Genomic DNA, 14,709 nt, shown 5'->3' on the forward strand with positions numbered 1-14,709 from the left:
GCCGATCCGCGGCCGCCCCCCTGCGGCTGCGGCGGCTGCTGCCGGCCCTGCTGCGGTCCGCCGCCCCACCCGTAATCGGGCTCGCGCGAGCCGCCGCCGGAGGCGCTCCCGTAGGCGCGTCCCTGTCCGGCGGCGCGGCCCTGCGGACCGCCCTCCTCGGGCGGCGGGGCGGGGCGGTAACCGTAGTCGCTCATGCTCAACCATCCACGTGCTGTGTAACCCCAGCCGGGGCTTGCCGGTCGGCCCGGTGCCGCCGGAGGGGTGGCCGCCCTCTCAGGGCGCTCCGGCAGACCGGCGTTCGCAAAGGTCTACATCCCGGCGTGGGGGGTGGCCGGACGCCTCGCAGTTTCGCACACCGAATCTGAGAGGACTCTGCTAGATCGATCAGTGGGCCCGAGCCTATCGGATGTATGTGGCTCTGAACAGGGCGCGGACCCGCGCCTTGACGTGATCTACACCTGCCGTTAGGGTTACTGTGATGTATCGGCCCGATACATCGAGCAGTTAGATCGCCGTGTGAAGGGAGTGACGAGATGTTGGAGCTGGCGATTCTGGGGCTCTTGCACGAGTCCCCGATGCACGGCTATGAACTGCGCAAACGCCTCCTGGCACTGTTGGGGGCCATCCGGGCCGCGTTCAGCTACGGCTCGCTGTACCCGACGCTCAAGCGGATGCGACTGCGCGGCCTCATCGTCGAGGAGACCCCCGCGGGGGCCGCGGAACCCAAGGGCGCCAACGGACGTGCCGCGGCGGAGAAGCCGCTGCTGAGCGGCCGCAGGGCCCGGAAGGTCTACCGGCTCACACCCGAGGGCAAAGAGCATTTCTCGCAGCTCATGGCCGACGCGGGCCCCGAGTCCGCCGACGAGGCCCTGTTCGGGGTCCACTTCGCCTTCTTCTCCCGGACCGACCCCGCCACCCGCCTCCGCATCCTGGAGGCGCGCCGCCGCCGCGTGGAGGAGCGCCGCGAGCGCATCCGCGAGGCGCTGGCCCGCACCGCCGAGCGGCTCGACGCGTACGGCCTCGAACTGCAGCGCCACGGCCTGGAAACCGCCGAGCGCGAGGTTCGCTGGCTCAACGAGCTCATCGCCACCGAGGAGGGCCGCGGCCCGCGGCAGCGCAACGACTTCGGCGATCCCGTCGCCGGACCGGAAGGGCCCCAGGCCCTCCCGGAACAGGGAACACCCGATCCGGCTGCGAGTGCCGGAGACCCAAATAAACAAGGCAAAGGAGGCATGCGCGATGGGTAAGCTGCGCGTAGCCATTGTCGGCGTGGGCAACTGCGCCTCTTCGCTGGTCCAAGGCGTCGAGTACTACCGGGACGCGGCGCCCGAGGACCGGGTGCCCGGCCTCATGCACGTCCAGTTCGGCGACTACCACGTGAACGACATCGAGTTCGTCGCCGCGTTCGACGTCGACGCGAAGAAGGTCGGCCAGGACCTCTCCAGCGCGATCAGCGCCTCGGAGAACAACACCATCCAGTTCGCCGAAGTGCCGCCGACCGGCATCCCCGTCCTGCGCGGCCCGACCCACGACGGCTTGGGCCAGTACTACACCGAGATGGTCACCGAGTCCTCCGAGGAGCCCGTCGACGTCGTCGCGGCCCTGAAGGACGCCAAGGCCGACGTCGTCGTCTGCTACCTGCCGGTCGGCTCGGAGAAGGCCGCGAAGTTCTACGCGCAGGCCTCCATCGACGCCGGGTGCGCGTTCGTGAACGCCCTCCCGGTGTTCATCGCCTCCGACCCCGAATGGGCGCAGAAGTTCACCGACGCCGGCATCCCGATCGTCGGCGACGACATCAAGTCGCAGGTGGGCGCCACCATCGTGCACCGCGTGCTGGCGAAGCTGTTCGAGGACCGGGGCGTGCGCCTGGACCGCACGTACCAGCTGAACTTCGGCGGCAACATGGACTTCATGAACATGCTGGAGCGCACCCGCCTGAAGTCGAAGAAGATCTCCAAGACCCAGTCGGTGACCTCCCAGATCCCGCACGAGATGCTCGGCGCGGACGTCCACATCGGCCCGTCGGACCACGTGCCGTGGCTGACCGACCGCAAGTGGGCGTACATCCGCTTGGAGGGCACCACCTTCGGCGACGTGCCGCTCAACGCGGAGCTGAAGCTCGAAGTGTGGGACTCCCCGAACTCGGCGGGCGTCATCATCGACGCGGTGCGCGCCGCGAAGATCGCGATGGACCGCGGCCACGGCGGCCCGGTCGAGTCGGCGTCGAGCTACTTCATGAAGTCGCCGGCCAAGCAGTTCTCCGACGAAGAGGCCCGCGTCTCCGTCGAGAACTTCATCGCCGGACTGTAGGCGACTGCGTTTCATCACGACACTGCTTCACGAACGGGGGCTCCGATGCTGAAATCGGAGTCCCCCTTGGTGTTCAAGGGAGATATCCTCGGACGATGCGCACCGACGGGCACGTCCGAAACCTGGCCGGCAACCGCCGGTTCCGGCATCTGCTGGCGGTGCGCCTCACCTCCCAGGTCGCCGACGGCATGTTCCAGGCCTCCCTGGCGCTGTCGGTGTTCTTCAACCCCGCGCTCGGCGAGGCGAACGACCCGTTCCGGTACGCCGCCGCCGTCGCGCTCCTCCTCGGCCCCTACTCGCTCCTCGGCCCGTATGTCGGCACCGTCCTCGACCGGTTCAGCCGCCGCAACCTCATCGGCGGCGCGAACCTGGTGCGCGCCGCCCTCATGGTCGTCATCTGCCTGACGCTGCCCGGCGGCTTCAACTGGACGTGGGTCCTGTGCGCCATGGTCGTCCTGGCCGCCAACCGGTTCGTGCTCGCCGGCCTCGCCGCCGCCCACCCGCAGGTCGTCCCGCCCCAGGACCTCGTCACCGCGAACTCGCTCGCCTCGACCCTCGGCGCCCTCGCCTACGGCCTCGGCCTCGCCACCACCGGCATCGCCAAACTCGCCGACTCCGACGTCTCCTACTCCATGCTCGCCTTCGCCGCCGGGTGCGGCTACCTCGCCTCGGCGCTGATCGTGCGGGCCGTCTTCAAACGGAACGCCCTGGGCCCCACCGAGGACGAGGCCCTCCCCGGCGGACTGTGGCGCGGCGTCGCCGCCACCACCGCCGGGATGGTCGCCGGATTCAAGTACCTCGGCCGCCGCCGCGGACCCGCCCTGGTGATGGCGGTCCAAGGGCTGCACCGGTTCCTGTACGGCATCGTGTTCATCGTCGCCATCGCCCTGTTCATGGGCTTCTTCTGGGACCCCGAATCCGACCCGTCCCGCACCACCACGATCACCTGGCTCCTCGTCCTGGCGATCCTCGGCAACGTCGGCGTGCTCGCCGCCGCGATCGTCACCCCCCGCGCGACCCGCGTGTGGGGCCCGCGCAACTGGGTCGTCGTCCTCATGGCCCTGTGCGCCGTCGTCGTCGGCGCCATCGCCGCCACCATGATCCCCGTCATGTTCGCCGTCGCCGTCCTCTTGATCAACATCGCCTCCCAGGGCCTGAAGATCACCGTCGACACCGCCATCCAGCGCGGCGTCGAGGACGCCTACCGCGGCCGCGTGTTCTCCGTCAACGACACGGTCTACAACGTCGGCTACCTCGCGGGCCTCTTCGCCGCCGCGATGCTCGTCCCCGCCGACGGCTACGCCCCCGGCACCCTCTGGGGCGTCGTCGCCGCCTACGCGCTGATCTGCGTCGGATACGCCTACCTCGCGCGAGACGCCGCCCCGTACGATGCTGAATCATGGAGCCCAGCCGCCCCGCGAACCCAGCCGAAGCCGAGCACGAGCCGGTAGCCTCCAGCCCCTTCCGCTCCACGCCCCCCTGGGAGCGCGGCAGCGGATGGAAGCGCGGACTCGCCGGCCTGGGCGCGGTGGTCCTCACCGCCGGGTCGATCGCCGGCGTCGCCTGGCTCGCGTTCCGCGACGGCGACGGCGACGGCGAGGGCGGCGACACCGGCGAGGTGATCTCCGAGCGCTGCAACATCACCGAGGCCGACGACGTCGGCGCCGGAGCCGACCCGCTCGAACCCGCGGCCCCGGCCGAGCGCTCCCTCGCGGTGATCCAGACGAACTACGGCGAGATCGCCGTGATGCTCTGGGGCGATCTCGCCCCGTGCGGCGTCGACGCGTTCACGCACCTCTCGGCGACCGGCTTCTACGCCAACCACGAATGCGACCGGCTCACCACGCAGGCGGTCGACCCGACCGCGGTCCTGCGCTGCGGCAGCCCCGGGCACGAACCGGACTCCGACGACTCGTACGGCCCGGGCTGGCGCTTCGAGGCCGAGACCGGCATGGCCGGCAACGACGTCGCCGACGTCCTCGCGCTCGTCACCGACGACCGGGGCCGCGCGGGCAGCGCGTTCGCGCTCATCCGCGGCGCGGCCGTCCCGACCGCGGGCGTGAGCGTCATCGGCGGGATCGTCGACGGCTACGAGGTCCTCGACCAGATCGCGGCGCTCTCCGACACCGTCGAGTTCGACGACGCCCCGCCCGTCCCCGTCGAGATCTGGGGGATCACCGTCACCGAGCTCTCGGACCTGCCGAGCGGACCGGACACGGTCGGCGAGACCCCTCCGGGAACCGCGACCCCGTCGGGGACACCGACCGGCACGCCTTCGGGAACCCCGGCCGGGACCCCCACGGGCACCGCGACGCCGACCGACGGCACCACCGGAGGCCGGGACTAGTCCTCGTTTTCCTTACCGGGGCTGTTGCGCTTGGCGTACTTGTCGACGTACTCCTGGCCCGTCAGGCGCCGGATCGCGTCCATGACCTCGTCGGTGACCGCCCGGATCACCACCCGGTCGTTCTCCATGCCCTTGTAGCGGGTGAAGTCCAGCGGCTTGCCCACCCGCACGCCCACCGGCGCCACGCGCGGCCGCGACTCCCCGATCGGCAGGACCTTCTCGGTGCCGATCAGCCCGATCGGGACCACCGGCGCCCCCGACGCCAGCGCCAGGCGCGCCACCCCGGGCTTGCCGCGGTACAGGCGCCCGTCGGGCGAGCGGGTCCCCTCGGGGAAGATCGCGAAGACGCGGCCCTCTTCGAGGACTTCGAGGGACGGCTCCAGGGCGGAGGCGCTCTTGCGCCCGCCGGAGCGGTCGACGGCGACCTGGCCGAGGGCCTTGACGGTGGAGGAGATGAGCTTGCCCTTGAGGCCCGCGCCGGTGAAGTACTCGATCTTCGCCATGGTCGCGATGTGCCGCTTCGTGGTCAGGCCCAGGAAGTAGTGGTCGGCGACGGAGAGGTGGTTGGACGCCAGGATCACCGGCCCGGTCTCGGGGATGTTCTCTTTCCCGTCGATCCATGGCCTGTACACCAGTTTGACGGCCGGCGCGGCCGTCCATTGCAGCGTCTTGTACAGCACCGTGTTCAGCTCTCCAGTGGTCTCACCCTAGGGACGGGTCGGCACAATTATGGCTCGCGAACCGCAAAAGGCGAAACCCGCGAGCCGTCGGATCCCAGAAGACCACAGCGGCCCCGCCAGGAAGGCAGGGCCGAGTCTATGGCATTCGGCATCCCTACAGGTACTGACCGGGAGGGTGGTCGCGGTCGTCACCGCGCGCCGCGCGCTCGGCCATGACGGCCCTCAGCTGCGGCGGGAGATCGCTGCCGGCGGGCAGGGCCTTGAGTTCGCCGCCGCGCATCTGGTCGAGCTGGAGTCGGGCGGCCATCTGCTGGGCGACGAGCGCGGCCTGGATGCCGTGGAAGAGTCCTTCGAGCCAGCCCACGAGCTGGGCCTGCGCGATGCGCAGTTCGGCTTCGGTGGGGATCTCGTCGGCGCTGAACGGCAGGGAGAGGCGTTCGAGCTCGTCGCGGAGCTCGGGGGCGAGGCCGGTCTCGAGTTCGGCGATGGAGCGGGCGTGGATGTCGCGCAGGCGCTGGCGGCCCTTCTCGTCGAGTTCGGCGGCGCGGACCTCTTCGAGGAGCTGCTTGATCATGGAGCCGACGCGCATGACCTTGGCGGGCTCGTGGACGAGCCGGGTCGGGTCGGTCTCGTAGGGGTCGTCGTGGTCGTCGTCGGGCTCGGCGGCCTTCGCGGGCTTGGCGGTGGCGACCGGGTTGCCTTCGGCGTCGACGATGAGCAGTTCGTCTCCGGTCTCGTCGCGGTCCGGTTCGGTGTTCGCTTCGCTCATGGTCGGTGTGACCCCGCAGTCGTGTCGGTGGTGGCTTCTGCTTTCCCTTGCTTCGAGCCTAACGCGGGAACCCCCGGGGGTGTTCCCGCTCGCCATCCCGGCCCCGGATAGCGAAAAAGCCCGGCGGTCGAAACCTCCGGGCCTTTGCGGTGCGCGAGGGGGGACTTGAACCCCCACGTCCTTACGGACACTGGCACCTGAAGCCAGCGCGTCTGCCATTCCGCCACTCGCGCGAGTGTGGGACTTGCAACGCGGGCAATAGTACCTTGCTGGTCCGGGGCCTCTCAACGGGGTATTCCCCGCGTTGAGGCCGGGGCCACTACAGGAGGGTGCGGACGCGGCCGACGGGTTCGCCGCCGCCGAGGACCTCGGGCCAGGTGAGGGCGTCGATCTCGGGTTTGGCCGAGAGCGGGACGTCGAGGCCGGCGATGGTGGTGAGGGCGCGGAGCGCGACGGGCATGGAGGCGCGTCCGGCGCCGTCGTCGATCTTGACGGCGACCGCGCCGACGCCGGGTGCGGCGACGACGTGGAAGCCTTCGGCGCCGCCTTTGGCGAGGAGGCCGGGGACGGCGGTCATGGACCGGTTGTCGGGTCCGCGGGTGCCGTCGACGAGGCGGGGGTGGGCGCGCATGGCGTCGGCGACGCGCCGTTCGGGGGTGCCTTCGGGGGCTTCGACGAAGCGGGTGAAGGCGCGGGCGATGCCGTTGAGGGACACGGCGAGGACGGGTGCGCCGCAGCCGTCGACGCCGACGTGCTCGACGGTCTCGCCGGTGAGTTCTTCGACGGTGGCGGTGATGAGCTCCTGGAGGGGGTGCTCGGGGTCGCGGTAGGTGGCGAGGTCCCAGCCGGCGGCGGCGCAGGCGGCGAGCATCCCCGAGTGCTTTCCGGAGCAGTTCATGTAGACGCGCTTGGGTTCGGGTCCGTCGGCGGCGATGACGGCGTTGCGGGCGTCGGGGCTGCTGGGCAGGTCGGGCGGGCACTGGAGGTGGTCCTCGGTGAGGCCGGCGTGGGCGAGGACGGAGCGGACGCGTTCGAGGTGGAACGGTTCGCCGCGGTGGCTGGCGGCGGCGATGGCGAGGTCGGCCTCGGAGTCGGGCTCCCATCCGGCGCGGAGCATGGCGAGGGCCTGCATGGGCTTGTTGGAGGAGCGGGGGAACACCGGGGAGTCGGCGTCGCCGATCGAGGCGGCCGGGTTGCCGGTGGGGTCGGTCACGGCCACGCTGCCCCGGTGGAAGCTCTCGGCGAATCCGGACCTGACGACTTGGGCGACGGGCTCGCCGCCGCGGTACGAAGCACTCATACTGCGAGGCTAGCCGGGCGGCTAGAGGCTCGCGGCCTGATCGCCCGTGATGAGGCGCACGTCCGGATCGGCGACGGCGGACCGTTTCACCATGGCGAGCGCGATCTGGCCGAGCTCGTAGTGCTGGACGGCGGTGCCGATGTATCCGACCTCTTTGTCGCCCAGGGACACCGGAGTGCCGTTGGCGGGCGGGTGCTCGTCGGTGCCGTCGAGGTGGAGCATGACGAGGCGCCGCGGGGGCTGGCCGAGGTGGTGGACCTTGGCGACGGTCTCCTGTCCGCGGTAGCAGCCCTTGTCGAGGTGGACGGCGTTGGCGAGCCAGTGGGCGACCTCGTGGGGGACGGTCTTCTCGTCGGTGTCGATCCCGAAGCGCGGCAGCTTGGCCGCGATGCGGAGGGCGTTCCAGGCCCAGGTGCCGGCGAGGGAGACCCGGTGGGCGCCTTCGAGGATCGAGGCGAGTTCGGCGCGGGGCGTGAGCTGGTCGAACGTGCCGGGGCGCAGGGAGTCGGTCCGGCGGATCCAGCCGTTGGGGAGGGCGGTGCCGGGGTGGACGGCGGTGGGGACCTTGAGGATGTCGCGGGCGACGAACTTCGGGACCGGGACCGGCTGGACCTCGGGGCCGCGGGCGAGCGCGTCGTCGGATTCCGAGGCGTCGACCTGCAGGCCGGTGTAGGTGACCAGGGCCCAGTCGGGGGTCTCGTCCCTGATGTCGACCTCGGTGCGGAACTTCATGAGCTCCAGGTACTTCAGGAGCGCCTCGCCGCGGCCGGGCTCGGTGTCGAGCCAGGTGGTGGCGCCGTCGTCGTAGACGTTGGCGTGGTGCTCGACGCGCCCGGTCGGGGAGAGGATCAGCGTCTCGGTGCCCTCGTGCGGCTTGAGGCTGGTGAGGTGCTGGGTGGTGAGGGAGTGCAGCCAGGTGAGGCGGGCCTCGCCGGTGACCGAGATGACGTCGCGGTCGGAGCGGTCGAAGAGGGCGCCGGACTCGATCGCGGTCCGCTGCTCCTTGAGCGGCCCGCCGTAGTGCCAGGCGGTGCGGCCCTCGGCGGTGGCGACGGCGCCGGGGGCGGTCAGGAGCGGGGACGGTTCGATCACGGTCATGCGTGCTTCTCCAGGCATTCGGCGCAGGTCCCGAACAGGGCGACGTGGCCGACGTCCATGACGAATCCGGTGGCGTCGGCGACCTCCTTGCGCGCGTTGGCGAACATCGAGGGATCGACTTCGGTGATCCGGCCGCAGCGGTGGCACACCAGGTGGGCGTGGCCGCGGTCGCCGGACAGGTGGTAGGTGGGGGCGCCGTGGGAGAGGTGGGTGTGCGAGACGAGCTGGAGCTCTTCGAGGAGGTCCAGGGTGCGGTAGACGGTCGTGATGTTCACGCCTTCGACCTGGTCGCGGATGCGCTCGTGGATCCGTTCGGGGGTGGCGTGCCCGAGGGCGCGGACCGCCTCCAGGACCAGCTGCCGCTGCGCGGTCATGCGCAGGCCCCTGGAGCGCAGCACCGCGGCCAGTTCGGTCTCGGCCTCGGCTTCGGTGGGCATGTCTGCATGGTACTGCGCCGGGCGCTCGCCGGATCGCGACGCCGCGGGGAGCACAATGAGCGCATGGCATTGGTAACCGCAGTACTGCACCGCGGCGTCGTCGACTCCGACGCGCCGCTCCTTTGCGCCGACGACCTCGGAGTCCTCCGCGGCGACGGCGTGTTCGAGACGATCAACGTGCGCGGCGGGGCCGCGTTCCTGCTCTCGGAGCACCTCGACCGGATGGCGAACTCGGCGCGGCGCATGGAGTTCGAGCTGCCCGCGAAGGCCGAGCTCGCCGAGCTGGCCGAGCAGGCCCTGGTCGCGTGGCGCGAGCGCGCCGAGGGCGAGGGCGCGCTGCGCCTGGTCGCCACCCGCGGCCGCGAGCACGGCGGCCCGCCCACGGTCTACGCCACGGTCGATCCCGTTCCGCGCGAGCGCATCCTGCCGCGGCGCGACGGGCTGCGGATCGCCACGGCGACCCTGGGGGTGAATGCCGATGCGCGGGGCGACGCCCCGTGGCTTCTAGGCGGGGTGAAGGCGCTCTCGTACGCGTCGATGATGGCGGTGACCCGCTGGGCGAAGACCCAGGGCGCCGACGACGCCCTGTGGGTCTCGGCCGACGGGTTCGCCCTCGAAGGCCCGACCTCGTCGCTCCTGTGGCTCGAAGGCGACACGATCTGCACGACCCCGACGTCGGCCGGGATCCTTCCGGGGACGACGAGCGCGTACCTGCTGGAGCAGGCGCCGAAGGCCGGCCTGAAGACCGCCGAGAAGCTGATCTCGGTGGGGGACTTGAAGAACGCCGAGGCGGCGTGGCTCAGCTCCTCCGTCCGAGGTGTGGCCTTCATCACTCAGATCGACGGCGAGGTGGTCGCGCAGCGCCCGGACATCACGGCTGAGCTGGACAAACTCGCCGGATTCGAAGTGCCTTCGTAACGGTTGGGCATCGTTTCCCAGGTTCTTCCCAGGCTCGCCACAGGCTCCGCTCAGAGACGGTCCTCATAGTAATGAGTGTTCCGGTCACGCCGACAAGCCAATCGGAGGGACATGGGCAGTCTTCCAGGAGGCACGGAACAATCCGGGGGCACAAGCCGGTAAGGGCAATCGGGCACAGCCCTACCGGTGCCAATGAAAAGTGGAGCTCCTCCACTTTATCGGGGCCGCAGCGAATGGGCAAGCGCTGCGGCCCCATTAACGTGTCACAGGACCGACACGAAACCGTATCGGCGGCAGTCATACTGCGGTGCCGCCAGCGAAGACGCCGCCCCCATTCAGGCGGGACTCAGGCCAGGACCTTCCCCGGATTGAGGATGCCGAGCGGGTCGAGCGCCGCTTTCAGCCGCCGCTGCACCGCCAGATTCACCGGGTCGACCTCCTTCGCGAGCCAATCGCGTTTGAGCAGTCCCACCCCGTGCTCGCCGGTGATGGTGCCGCCCATGGCAAGCGCCATCTCCAGGATCTCGTCGAACGCCGCCCGCCCCGCGGCGAGGGACGCCGGGTCCTCGGGGTGCACGATGATGTTCGGGTGCAGGTTCCCGTCCCCCGCATGGGCGATGACCCCGATGACGACCCCGTGCTTCTCCGCGGCGGCCTGCACGCCGTCGAGGGCCTCGGCCAGGCGGGCGCGCGGGACCGCGACGTCGTCGACCAGGACCGTCCCCAGCTTCTCCATGGCGTGGTAGGCGCTGCGCCGCGACTCCAGGAGCGCGTCGGCCTCCTCCGCGTCGGTCGCCCGGTACACCTCGGTCGCACCCGCTTCGCGGCACAGCGCCTCGATCACGATGAGCTCGTTCTCGGGGTCGGTGTCGGCGGCGACCAGCAGCATCGCGGCCGCCTCGGTCGGCAGCCCCATGGGCCGCAACGCCTCCAGGGCCCGCAGGTGGACGTTGTCGATGAGTTCGAGCAGGCTCGGCTGCTTCCCCGCGGCCATGATCGCGGTGACCGCGCGCCCGGCGTCGGCGGTCGTGTCGAACACCGCCGCGAGCGTGAGCCGCTGCGCCGGAACGGGTGAGAGCTTCACCGTCGCCTCGGTGATGATCCCGAGCGTCCCCTCCGAGCCGCAGAACAGCCGCACCAGGTCGTACCCGGCGACGCCCTTCGCGGTCCACCGCCCGCACCGCATGACCTCCCCCGAGGCGAGCACCACTTCGAGGCCGAGCACGTACTCCGGGGTCGTCCCGTACTTGACGCAGCACATCCCGCCCGCGGCGGTCGCGATGTTCCCGCCGATCGTGGAGATCTGCCACGACCCCGGGTCGGGGCTGTACCGCAGCCCGAACTCCTTGGCGGCCTGCGAGATCGCGGCGTTGAGGACCCCGGGCTGGACGACCGCGAGCCGGTCGACCGGGTCGATGGCGATGATCCGGTCCATCCCCGAGACGTCGAGCAGCAGCGCGCCGTCGACGGCGGTCGCCGCTCCGGCCAGGCCCGTCCGGGCCCCCTGCGGCACGACCGGCACTCCGAGCTCGGCGGCGATGCCGACCGCGGCACTGACCTCTTCGGTCGAGCGGGCCCGCACGAGCGCGGCCGCCCGCCCGGGCGGCACCAGGGCGGCGTGGTCGGTCGAGTGCGCGGCCAGGACGTCCGGGTCGGTGACGGGCGCCAGGCCGGCGGCCTCCAGTGCGGGGATCAGATCGCTCATGCCCCGATTGTCGCTCACCGGCCGACCGCCCCGATCCGCGGAGGATCGTAGATCCTATAGGAAACAGGATCTCTGTCGCGCGGCTACGCCAGCGGGTCGATGTCGACGATCCCGCGCACGATCTCGGCGAGCGCCTCGACCCGCTCGATGCCCTCCTCCTGGGAGGACGAGCCGCCGGTGAGGATCGCGATCTCGATCGGGGCGTCGGTGTCGCCGGCGACGACGCCGATCGAGTTGACGACCCACTCCCCGCCCATGGCGTCGCGCGTGTCCCAGCCGTTCTTCATCCACACGGTCTCGCCGTCGGCGGCCGCCGCGGACACGCCCCACTGCTGGAAGTCCGCGAGGTCGCCCATGAGCGAGCGCGCGTACTCGGTCTGCTCGGCGTCGAGGACGCCCGCGTCCTCGTACAGCGCGATCTCCAGCACCCGCAGCTGGTCGATCGCCGTCGTCTGGGTCTTCCCCCACTGCTCGGTCTCGTTCGGGTTCGTGTTCTCCAGCCCGAAGTCGATGTGCGCCTGGCGGATCGCGGCGTGCCCGTCGTCGAACGGCCCGCCGTAGAGGACGTCGTTCGTCGCGTCGTTGTTCGACTCGCGGATCATCAGCTCGGCCCGGTCCAGCAGCCAGTCCGGGACCTCGTCGAGCGTCCCGTACTCCTCCAGGAGCATCGTGAGGATCTCGACCTTCACCACCGACGCCGTGTCGTACTGGACCTCGCCGTCGTAGTCCAGCCGGAACACGCTGTCGTCCACCGCGACCGCCGCGTAGAAGTTCTCGTCGTCCTCTTCGGCCAGGTACGCGGCCACCTGCTCGTCGAGCATCGTTTGGAGCTGGGCCTGCGCGGCCTCCAGCATCTCCTCTTCGGACGGCTGGAGCGAGGAGCTCTCCAGGTCCTCGGCCTGCGAGCCGGGGAGGCTCTCGTCGGAGGACCCGCCGGAGCCGCCGTCGTCACGGCCGGAGCTCACGATGAAGATCACCGCCGCGACGAGCACGGCGATGCCGGGGACGGCGAGGTAGGGCCAGAGCCGCCGCGAGGCGGCGTGTTTCGAGGTCACTGCTGGGAACCTGACTCTTCAAAAGGCGGGGGTGTGAACGAGTTGCTGCGGCCCACGCTAAAGCAGCCGCGGAAGCGACCACAAGCAGGGTCAATCGTGAGTTCCGTAACGGTTGCGCATCGGTGCGTGCGCAGGCCGCCCGGCCCCGGACCCCCGCTGCCGGGCCCTCAATGATCCCTCGTCCCGCCCGCCTCGACCAGCGTCGCCCGTCACTGCGGAACCGTCCGCACCAGCCGAAACCGCGCACGGCACGACGAAGCGCCCGCCGTCCAGGCGGGCGCTTCATGTCAAGCCTTGTTCAGTTCCGGCGGGGCCGTGAGGCACTGGTCCGGGCGTTCGGTGTGGGACCTGGGGAGGAAATGACCATCAACGAGTGCCCGAGCCGCAGTGCCTCACGGAGACTCCACCGTGCCGCGCCTCGACTGCCCTGAGGACAGCGCGATCGAAGACAGGTCGGACTGACGGCTCGCGAGCGAGGCCGGGACCGCCTTCGAAGGCTCCGGCCGCCTTGTGCGGCGGACCGGTTCGGGGCCGGTGAAACACCGGGCCGCCCGCTGCCGCTCGCGCCGGTTCCGCACCCGCCCGCCCGGACAGGAAGCCGGGGAGCCGTGCGGGGAACCGGACGCGGCGGCCGACAGCGGCGCCGGGGTCTTGAAGGCGACGGCCGTCATGCCGTCGCCCGCTGCTTGAGGAGGGTGCGCGTCACCGCGGCGGCCACGCCGACCAGGCAGATGATCGCGACCAGGGCCAGCAGCCCGTTCGCGCCGTCCGCCACGGCCTTCGGGTCGACCGCGACGACCTCTTCCTCCGCGGCCGGATCGAACACGCCGCCGTCGGCGCCGGGCTCCCCGAACGCGTTGACCTCGTCCTCGACGGACGGCGTCGGCTCGTCCTGGACGGGCTCCTCCGCGTCGGGGCCCTGCTGGGCCGCCGCGTCGTCACCCGACTGCGCGCCTTCGGAATCGCCCTCGCCGCGGTCCTCGTCGTCAGGGGCGGGCAGGTCGTGCGAGTCGGGCTCCTCGTCGGTGCCGGACTCGTTCTCATCGGCCTGCGGCGCGACGACGTGCACCTGCGCGGAGTCGTACTCGGCGAACAGGCCGTGACACTGCGGGACCATCGCGACCTCGGCCGACCGGTTCATCTCGAACACCTGCGTCGAGCCGTCGGAGATGTCGTACACCTCGTCGCCCACGTGCAGTTCGGCGTTCGCGCCGAGCTCGTTCACGTACCGCACCTGCGAGCCCTCCTCGACCGTCAGCTCCGACGCGTCGGGGATCGACGACGCCGAGAGCAGGCCGAGGGTGCCGCAGTCGCCGCTGAAGACGATCTCGCTGCCGGTGCCCGCCTCCGGCTCGTCGGCCGTGGCCATGCTGACCCCGGCCGCACCGCCCGCGGCGATGACCGCCGCGGCCGACAGCGCCGCCAGGCGCGACCGCCGGCGCTGCGAGCGCCGGTCCATGGCCTCCTGGATCGCCGGCGCGATCCGGCCGTCGTTCACCGGGTACGGCAGTGGAGGACGCGTCTGAGCCCGGGACTGGTGACCGAGCTTCGTGGTGTGTCTTCCCATGCCTGCGTCTCTCCAACCGCGATACCGTCTGTGGGTGCGGACCCGATCCACCGCGGGAATCAGGTCTCAACCCCGTTCAACGAACCGGCGGCCGAAAGGTGACGGCCCCGCCCCCGGTCGATTCGCCGGCCGTCCTCATGCGGCACCCTCATGCGGTAGGGCACCGGAACGCGACCGTCCGTAGGATGTGCCCTGAGACAGCACCGAGCGAGACCGCGGGAACCCCATGGTGATCACCGAGCCCGACTCCACCCAGCCCGACCGTGGCGAAGGGCGCGAGCCCGAAGCCGACGCGTCGACCCCCGAGGGCCCCGAGCCCGACACCGGCGGGCAGCCGGAAGAAGGCACGGCCGAGCAGCCGGAAGGCGGCATCGGCGAGCGGCCGGAAGCGGGGACTGACGAGCGGCCGGAAGGGAAGGCCGAGACCGGGGCCGACGACCACGAGCGCTGGCAGCGCTTCGCCTCCGGCGCCACCCCCGCCGCACCCGTCCACGCCGCCCCGCCCGGGCGCCTGCGCCGCGCC

At 71.1% G+C, this 14,709-nt stretch carries 13 protein-coding genes, 1 tRNA gene and 2 pseudogenes; 6 read left to right on the forward strand and 10 right to left on the reverse strand.

Annotated features, from left to right (window positions below; all coding sequences use genetic code 11):
* Positions 1 to 194 (reverse strand): annotated as a pseudogene (locus DI269_RS27180) (hypothetical protein); the annotation flags it as partial.
* A gap of 339 nt (positions 195 to 533) precedes the next feature.
* On the opposite strand from DI269_RS27180, the gene DI269_RS17600 reads away from it, so the two are divergent.
* The 4 genes from DI269_RS17600 (at position 534) to DI269_RS17615 (ending at position 4,657) form a co-directional block, all read left to right on the forward strand.
* Positions 534 to 1,247: a PadR family transcriptional regulator gene (locus tag DI269_RS17600; RefSeq protein WP_112138223.1), complete on the forward strand. Its 714-nt coding sequence runs from the start codon at positions 534 to 536 to the stop codon at positions 1,245 to 1,247.
* Positions 1,240 to 2,310 (forward strand): inositol-3-phosphate synthase, encoded by a 1,071-nt coding sequence (locus DI269_RS17605; RefSeq protein WP_112138225.1) that lies wholly within the window; start codon positions 1,240 to 1,242, stop codon positions 2,308 to 2,310. Before DI269_RS17600 ends, DI269_RS17605 begins: the two co-directional genes overlap by 8 nt.
* Positions 2,311 to 2,405: 95 nt before the next feature.
* Entirely contained in the window at positions 2,406 to 3,761 is a 1,356-nt protein-coding gene (locus DI269_RS17610) for an MFS transporter (RefSeq protein ID WP_112138227.1), read from the forward strand.
* Positions 3,710 to 4,657 carry a peptidylprolyl isomerase gene (locus DI269_RS17615; RefSeq protein ID WP_112138229.1) on the forward strand — a complete coding sequence of 316 codons (948 nt, stop codon included), beginning with the start codon at positions 3,710 to 3,712 and terminating at the stop codon, positions 4,655 to 4,657. The genes DI269_RS17610 and DI269_RS17615 overlap by 52 nt, the downstream gene beginning before the upstream one ends.
* Here the strand turns inward: DI269_RS17615 and DI269_RS17620 are convergent.
* From DI269_RS17620 to DI269_RS17645, 6 genes are all read right to left on the reverse strand, one after another.
* On the reverse strand, positions 4,654 to 5,337 hold the full coding sequence (locus DI269_RS17620) for a lysophospholipid acyltransferase family protein (RefSeq protein WP_198667523.1): 684 nt from the start codon (positions 5,335 to 5,337) through the stop codon (positions 4,654 to 4,656). The genes DI269_RS17615 and DI269_RS17620 overlap by 4 nt on opposite strands.
* A gap of 154 nt (positions 5,338 to 5,491) precedes the next feature.
* Positions 5,492 to 6,106, reverse strand: a complete 615-nt coding sequence (locus DI269_RS17625) for a bacterial proteasome activator family protein (protein ID WP_157975060.1) — start codon at positions 6,104 to 6,106, stop codon at positions 5,492 to 5,494.
* Between the two features lie 150 nt (positions 6,107 to 6,256).
* A tRNA-Leu gene (locus DI269_RS17630) sits at positions 6,257 to 6,339 on the reverse strand.
* An 86-nt stretch (positions 6,340 to 6,425) separates the two neighbouring features.
* Positions 6,426 to 7,406: an asparaginase gene (locus DI269_RS17635; RefSeq protein WP_112138233.1), complete on the reverse strand. Its 981-nt coding sequence runs from the start codon at positions 7,404 to 7,406 to the stop codon at positions 6,426 to 6,428.
* A gap of 21 nt (positions 7,407 to 7,427) precedes the next feature.
* On the reverse strand, positions 7,428 to 8,504 hold the full coding sequence (gene ygfZ / locus DI269_RS17640) for a CAF17-like 4Fe-4S cluster assembly/insertion protein YgfZ (RefSeq protein WP_112138235.1): 1,077 nt from the start codon (positions 8,502 to 8,504) through the stop codon (positions 7,428 to 7,430).
* Positions 8,501 to 8,941 carry a Fur family transcriptional regulator gene (locus tag DI269_RS17645; protein WP_112138237.1) on the reverse strand — a complete coding sequence of 147 codons (441 nt, stop codon included), beginning with the start codon at positions 8,939 to 8,941 and terminating at the stop codon, positions 8,501 to 8,503. The genes ygfZ and DI269_RS17645 overlap by 4 nt, the downstream gene beginning before the upstream one ends.
* A 63-nt stretch (positions 8,942 to 9,004) precedes the next feature.
* On the opposite strand from DI269_RS17645, the gene DI269_RS17650 reads away from it, so the two are divergent.
* Positions 9,005 to 9,859 carry an aminotransferase class IV gene (locus tag DI269_RS17650; RefSeq protein WP_157975061.1) on the forward strand — a complete coding sequence of 285 codons (855 nt, stop codon included), beginning with the start codon at positions 9,005 to 9,007 and terminating at the stop codon, positions 9,857 to 9,859.
* 346 nt (positions 9,860 to 10,205) lie between these two features.
* Here DI269_RS17650 and DI269_RS17655 read toward each other — a convergent pair whose 3' ends face one another.
* The 3 genes from DI269_RS17655 to DI269_RS17665 form a co-directional block, all read right to left on the reverse strand.
* Complete coding sequence (locus DI269_RS17655) at positions 10,206 to 11,564, reverse strand: FAD-binding oxidoreductase (protein WP_112138241.1); 1,359 nt, start codon at positions 11,562 to 11,564, stop codon at positions 10,206 to 10,208.
* An 83-nt stretch (positions 11,565 to 11,647) separates the two neighbouring features.
* Positions 11,648 to 12,619 carry a serine hydrolase gene (locus DI269_RS17660; RefSeq protein WP_112138243.1) on the reverse strand — a complete coding sequence of 324 codons (972 nt, stop codon included), beginning with the start codon at positions 12,617 to 12,619 and terminating at the stop codon, positions 11,648 to 11,650.
* 667 nt (positions 12,620 to 13,286) lie between these two features.
* Positions 13,287 to 14,186 (reverse strand): hypothetical protein, encoded by a 900-nt coding sequence (locus DI269_RS17665; RefSeq protein WP_157975062.1) that lies wholly within the window; start codon positions 14,184 to 14,186, stop codon positions 13,287 to 13,289.
* Between the two features lie 226 nt (positions 14,187 to 14,412).
* Between DI269_RS17665 and DI269_RS17670 the strand changes: the two are divergent.
* Positions 14,413 to 14,709, forward strand: a pseudogene (locus DI269_RS17670) (hypothetical protein); the annotation flags it as partial.

The sequence above is a fragment of the Glycomyces dulcitolivorans genome, from assembly GCF_003265355.1.
In the GTDB taxonomy this organism is placed as follows: Bacteria; Actinomycetota; Actinomycetes; order Mycobacteriales; family Micromonosporaceae; genus Glycomyces; species Glycomyces dulcitolivorans.

Bases quoted from the DNA above. Each gene is read 5' to 3' on its own strand.
- DI269_RS17600 (WP_112138223.1), top strand. From the start codon at position 534: ATGTTGGAGCTGGCGATTCTGGGGCTCTTGCACGAGTCCCCGATGCAC.
- DI269_RS17605 (WP_112138225.1), top strand. From the start codon at position 1,240: ATGGGTAAGCTGCGCGTAGCCATTGTCGGCGTGGGCAACTGCGCCTCT.
- DI269_RS17610 (WP_112138227.1), top strand. From the start codon at position 2,406: ATGCGCACCGACGGGCACGTCCGAAACCTGGCCGGCAACCGCCGGTTC.
- DI269_RS17615 (WP_112138229.1), top strand. From the start codon at position 3,710: ATGGAGCCCAGCCGCCCCGCGAACCCAGCCGAAGCCGAGCACGAGCCG.
- DI269_RS17625 (WP_157975060.1), bottom strand. From the start codon at position 6,106: ATGAGCGAAGCGAACACCGAACCGGACCGCGACGAGACCGGAGACGAA.
- DI269_RS17635 (WP_112138233.1), bottom strand. From the start codon at position 7,406: ATGAGTGCTTCGTACCGCGGCGGCGAGCCCGTCGCCCAAGTCGTCAGG.
- ygfZ (WP_112138235.1), bottom strand. From the start codon at position 8,504: ATGACCGTGATCGAACCGTCCCCGCTCCTGACCGCCCCCGGCGCCGTC.
- DI269_RS17645 (WP_112138237.1), bottom strand. From the start codon at position 8,941: ATGCCCACCGAAGCCGAGGCCGAGACCGAACTGGCCGCGGTGCTGCGC.
- DI269_RS17650 (WP_157975061.1), top strand. From the start codon at position 9,005: ATGGCATTGGTAACCGCAGTACTGCACCGCGGCGTCGTCGACTCCGAC.
- DI269_RS17655 (WP_112138241.1), bottom strand. From the start codon at position 11,564: ATGAGCGATCTGATCCCCGCACTGGAGGCCGCCGGCCTGGCGCCCGTC.
- DI269_RS17665 (WP_157975062.1), bottom strand. From the start codon at position 14,186: ATGGGAAGACACACCACGAAGCTCGGTCACCAGTCCCGGGCTCAGACG.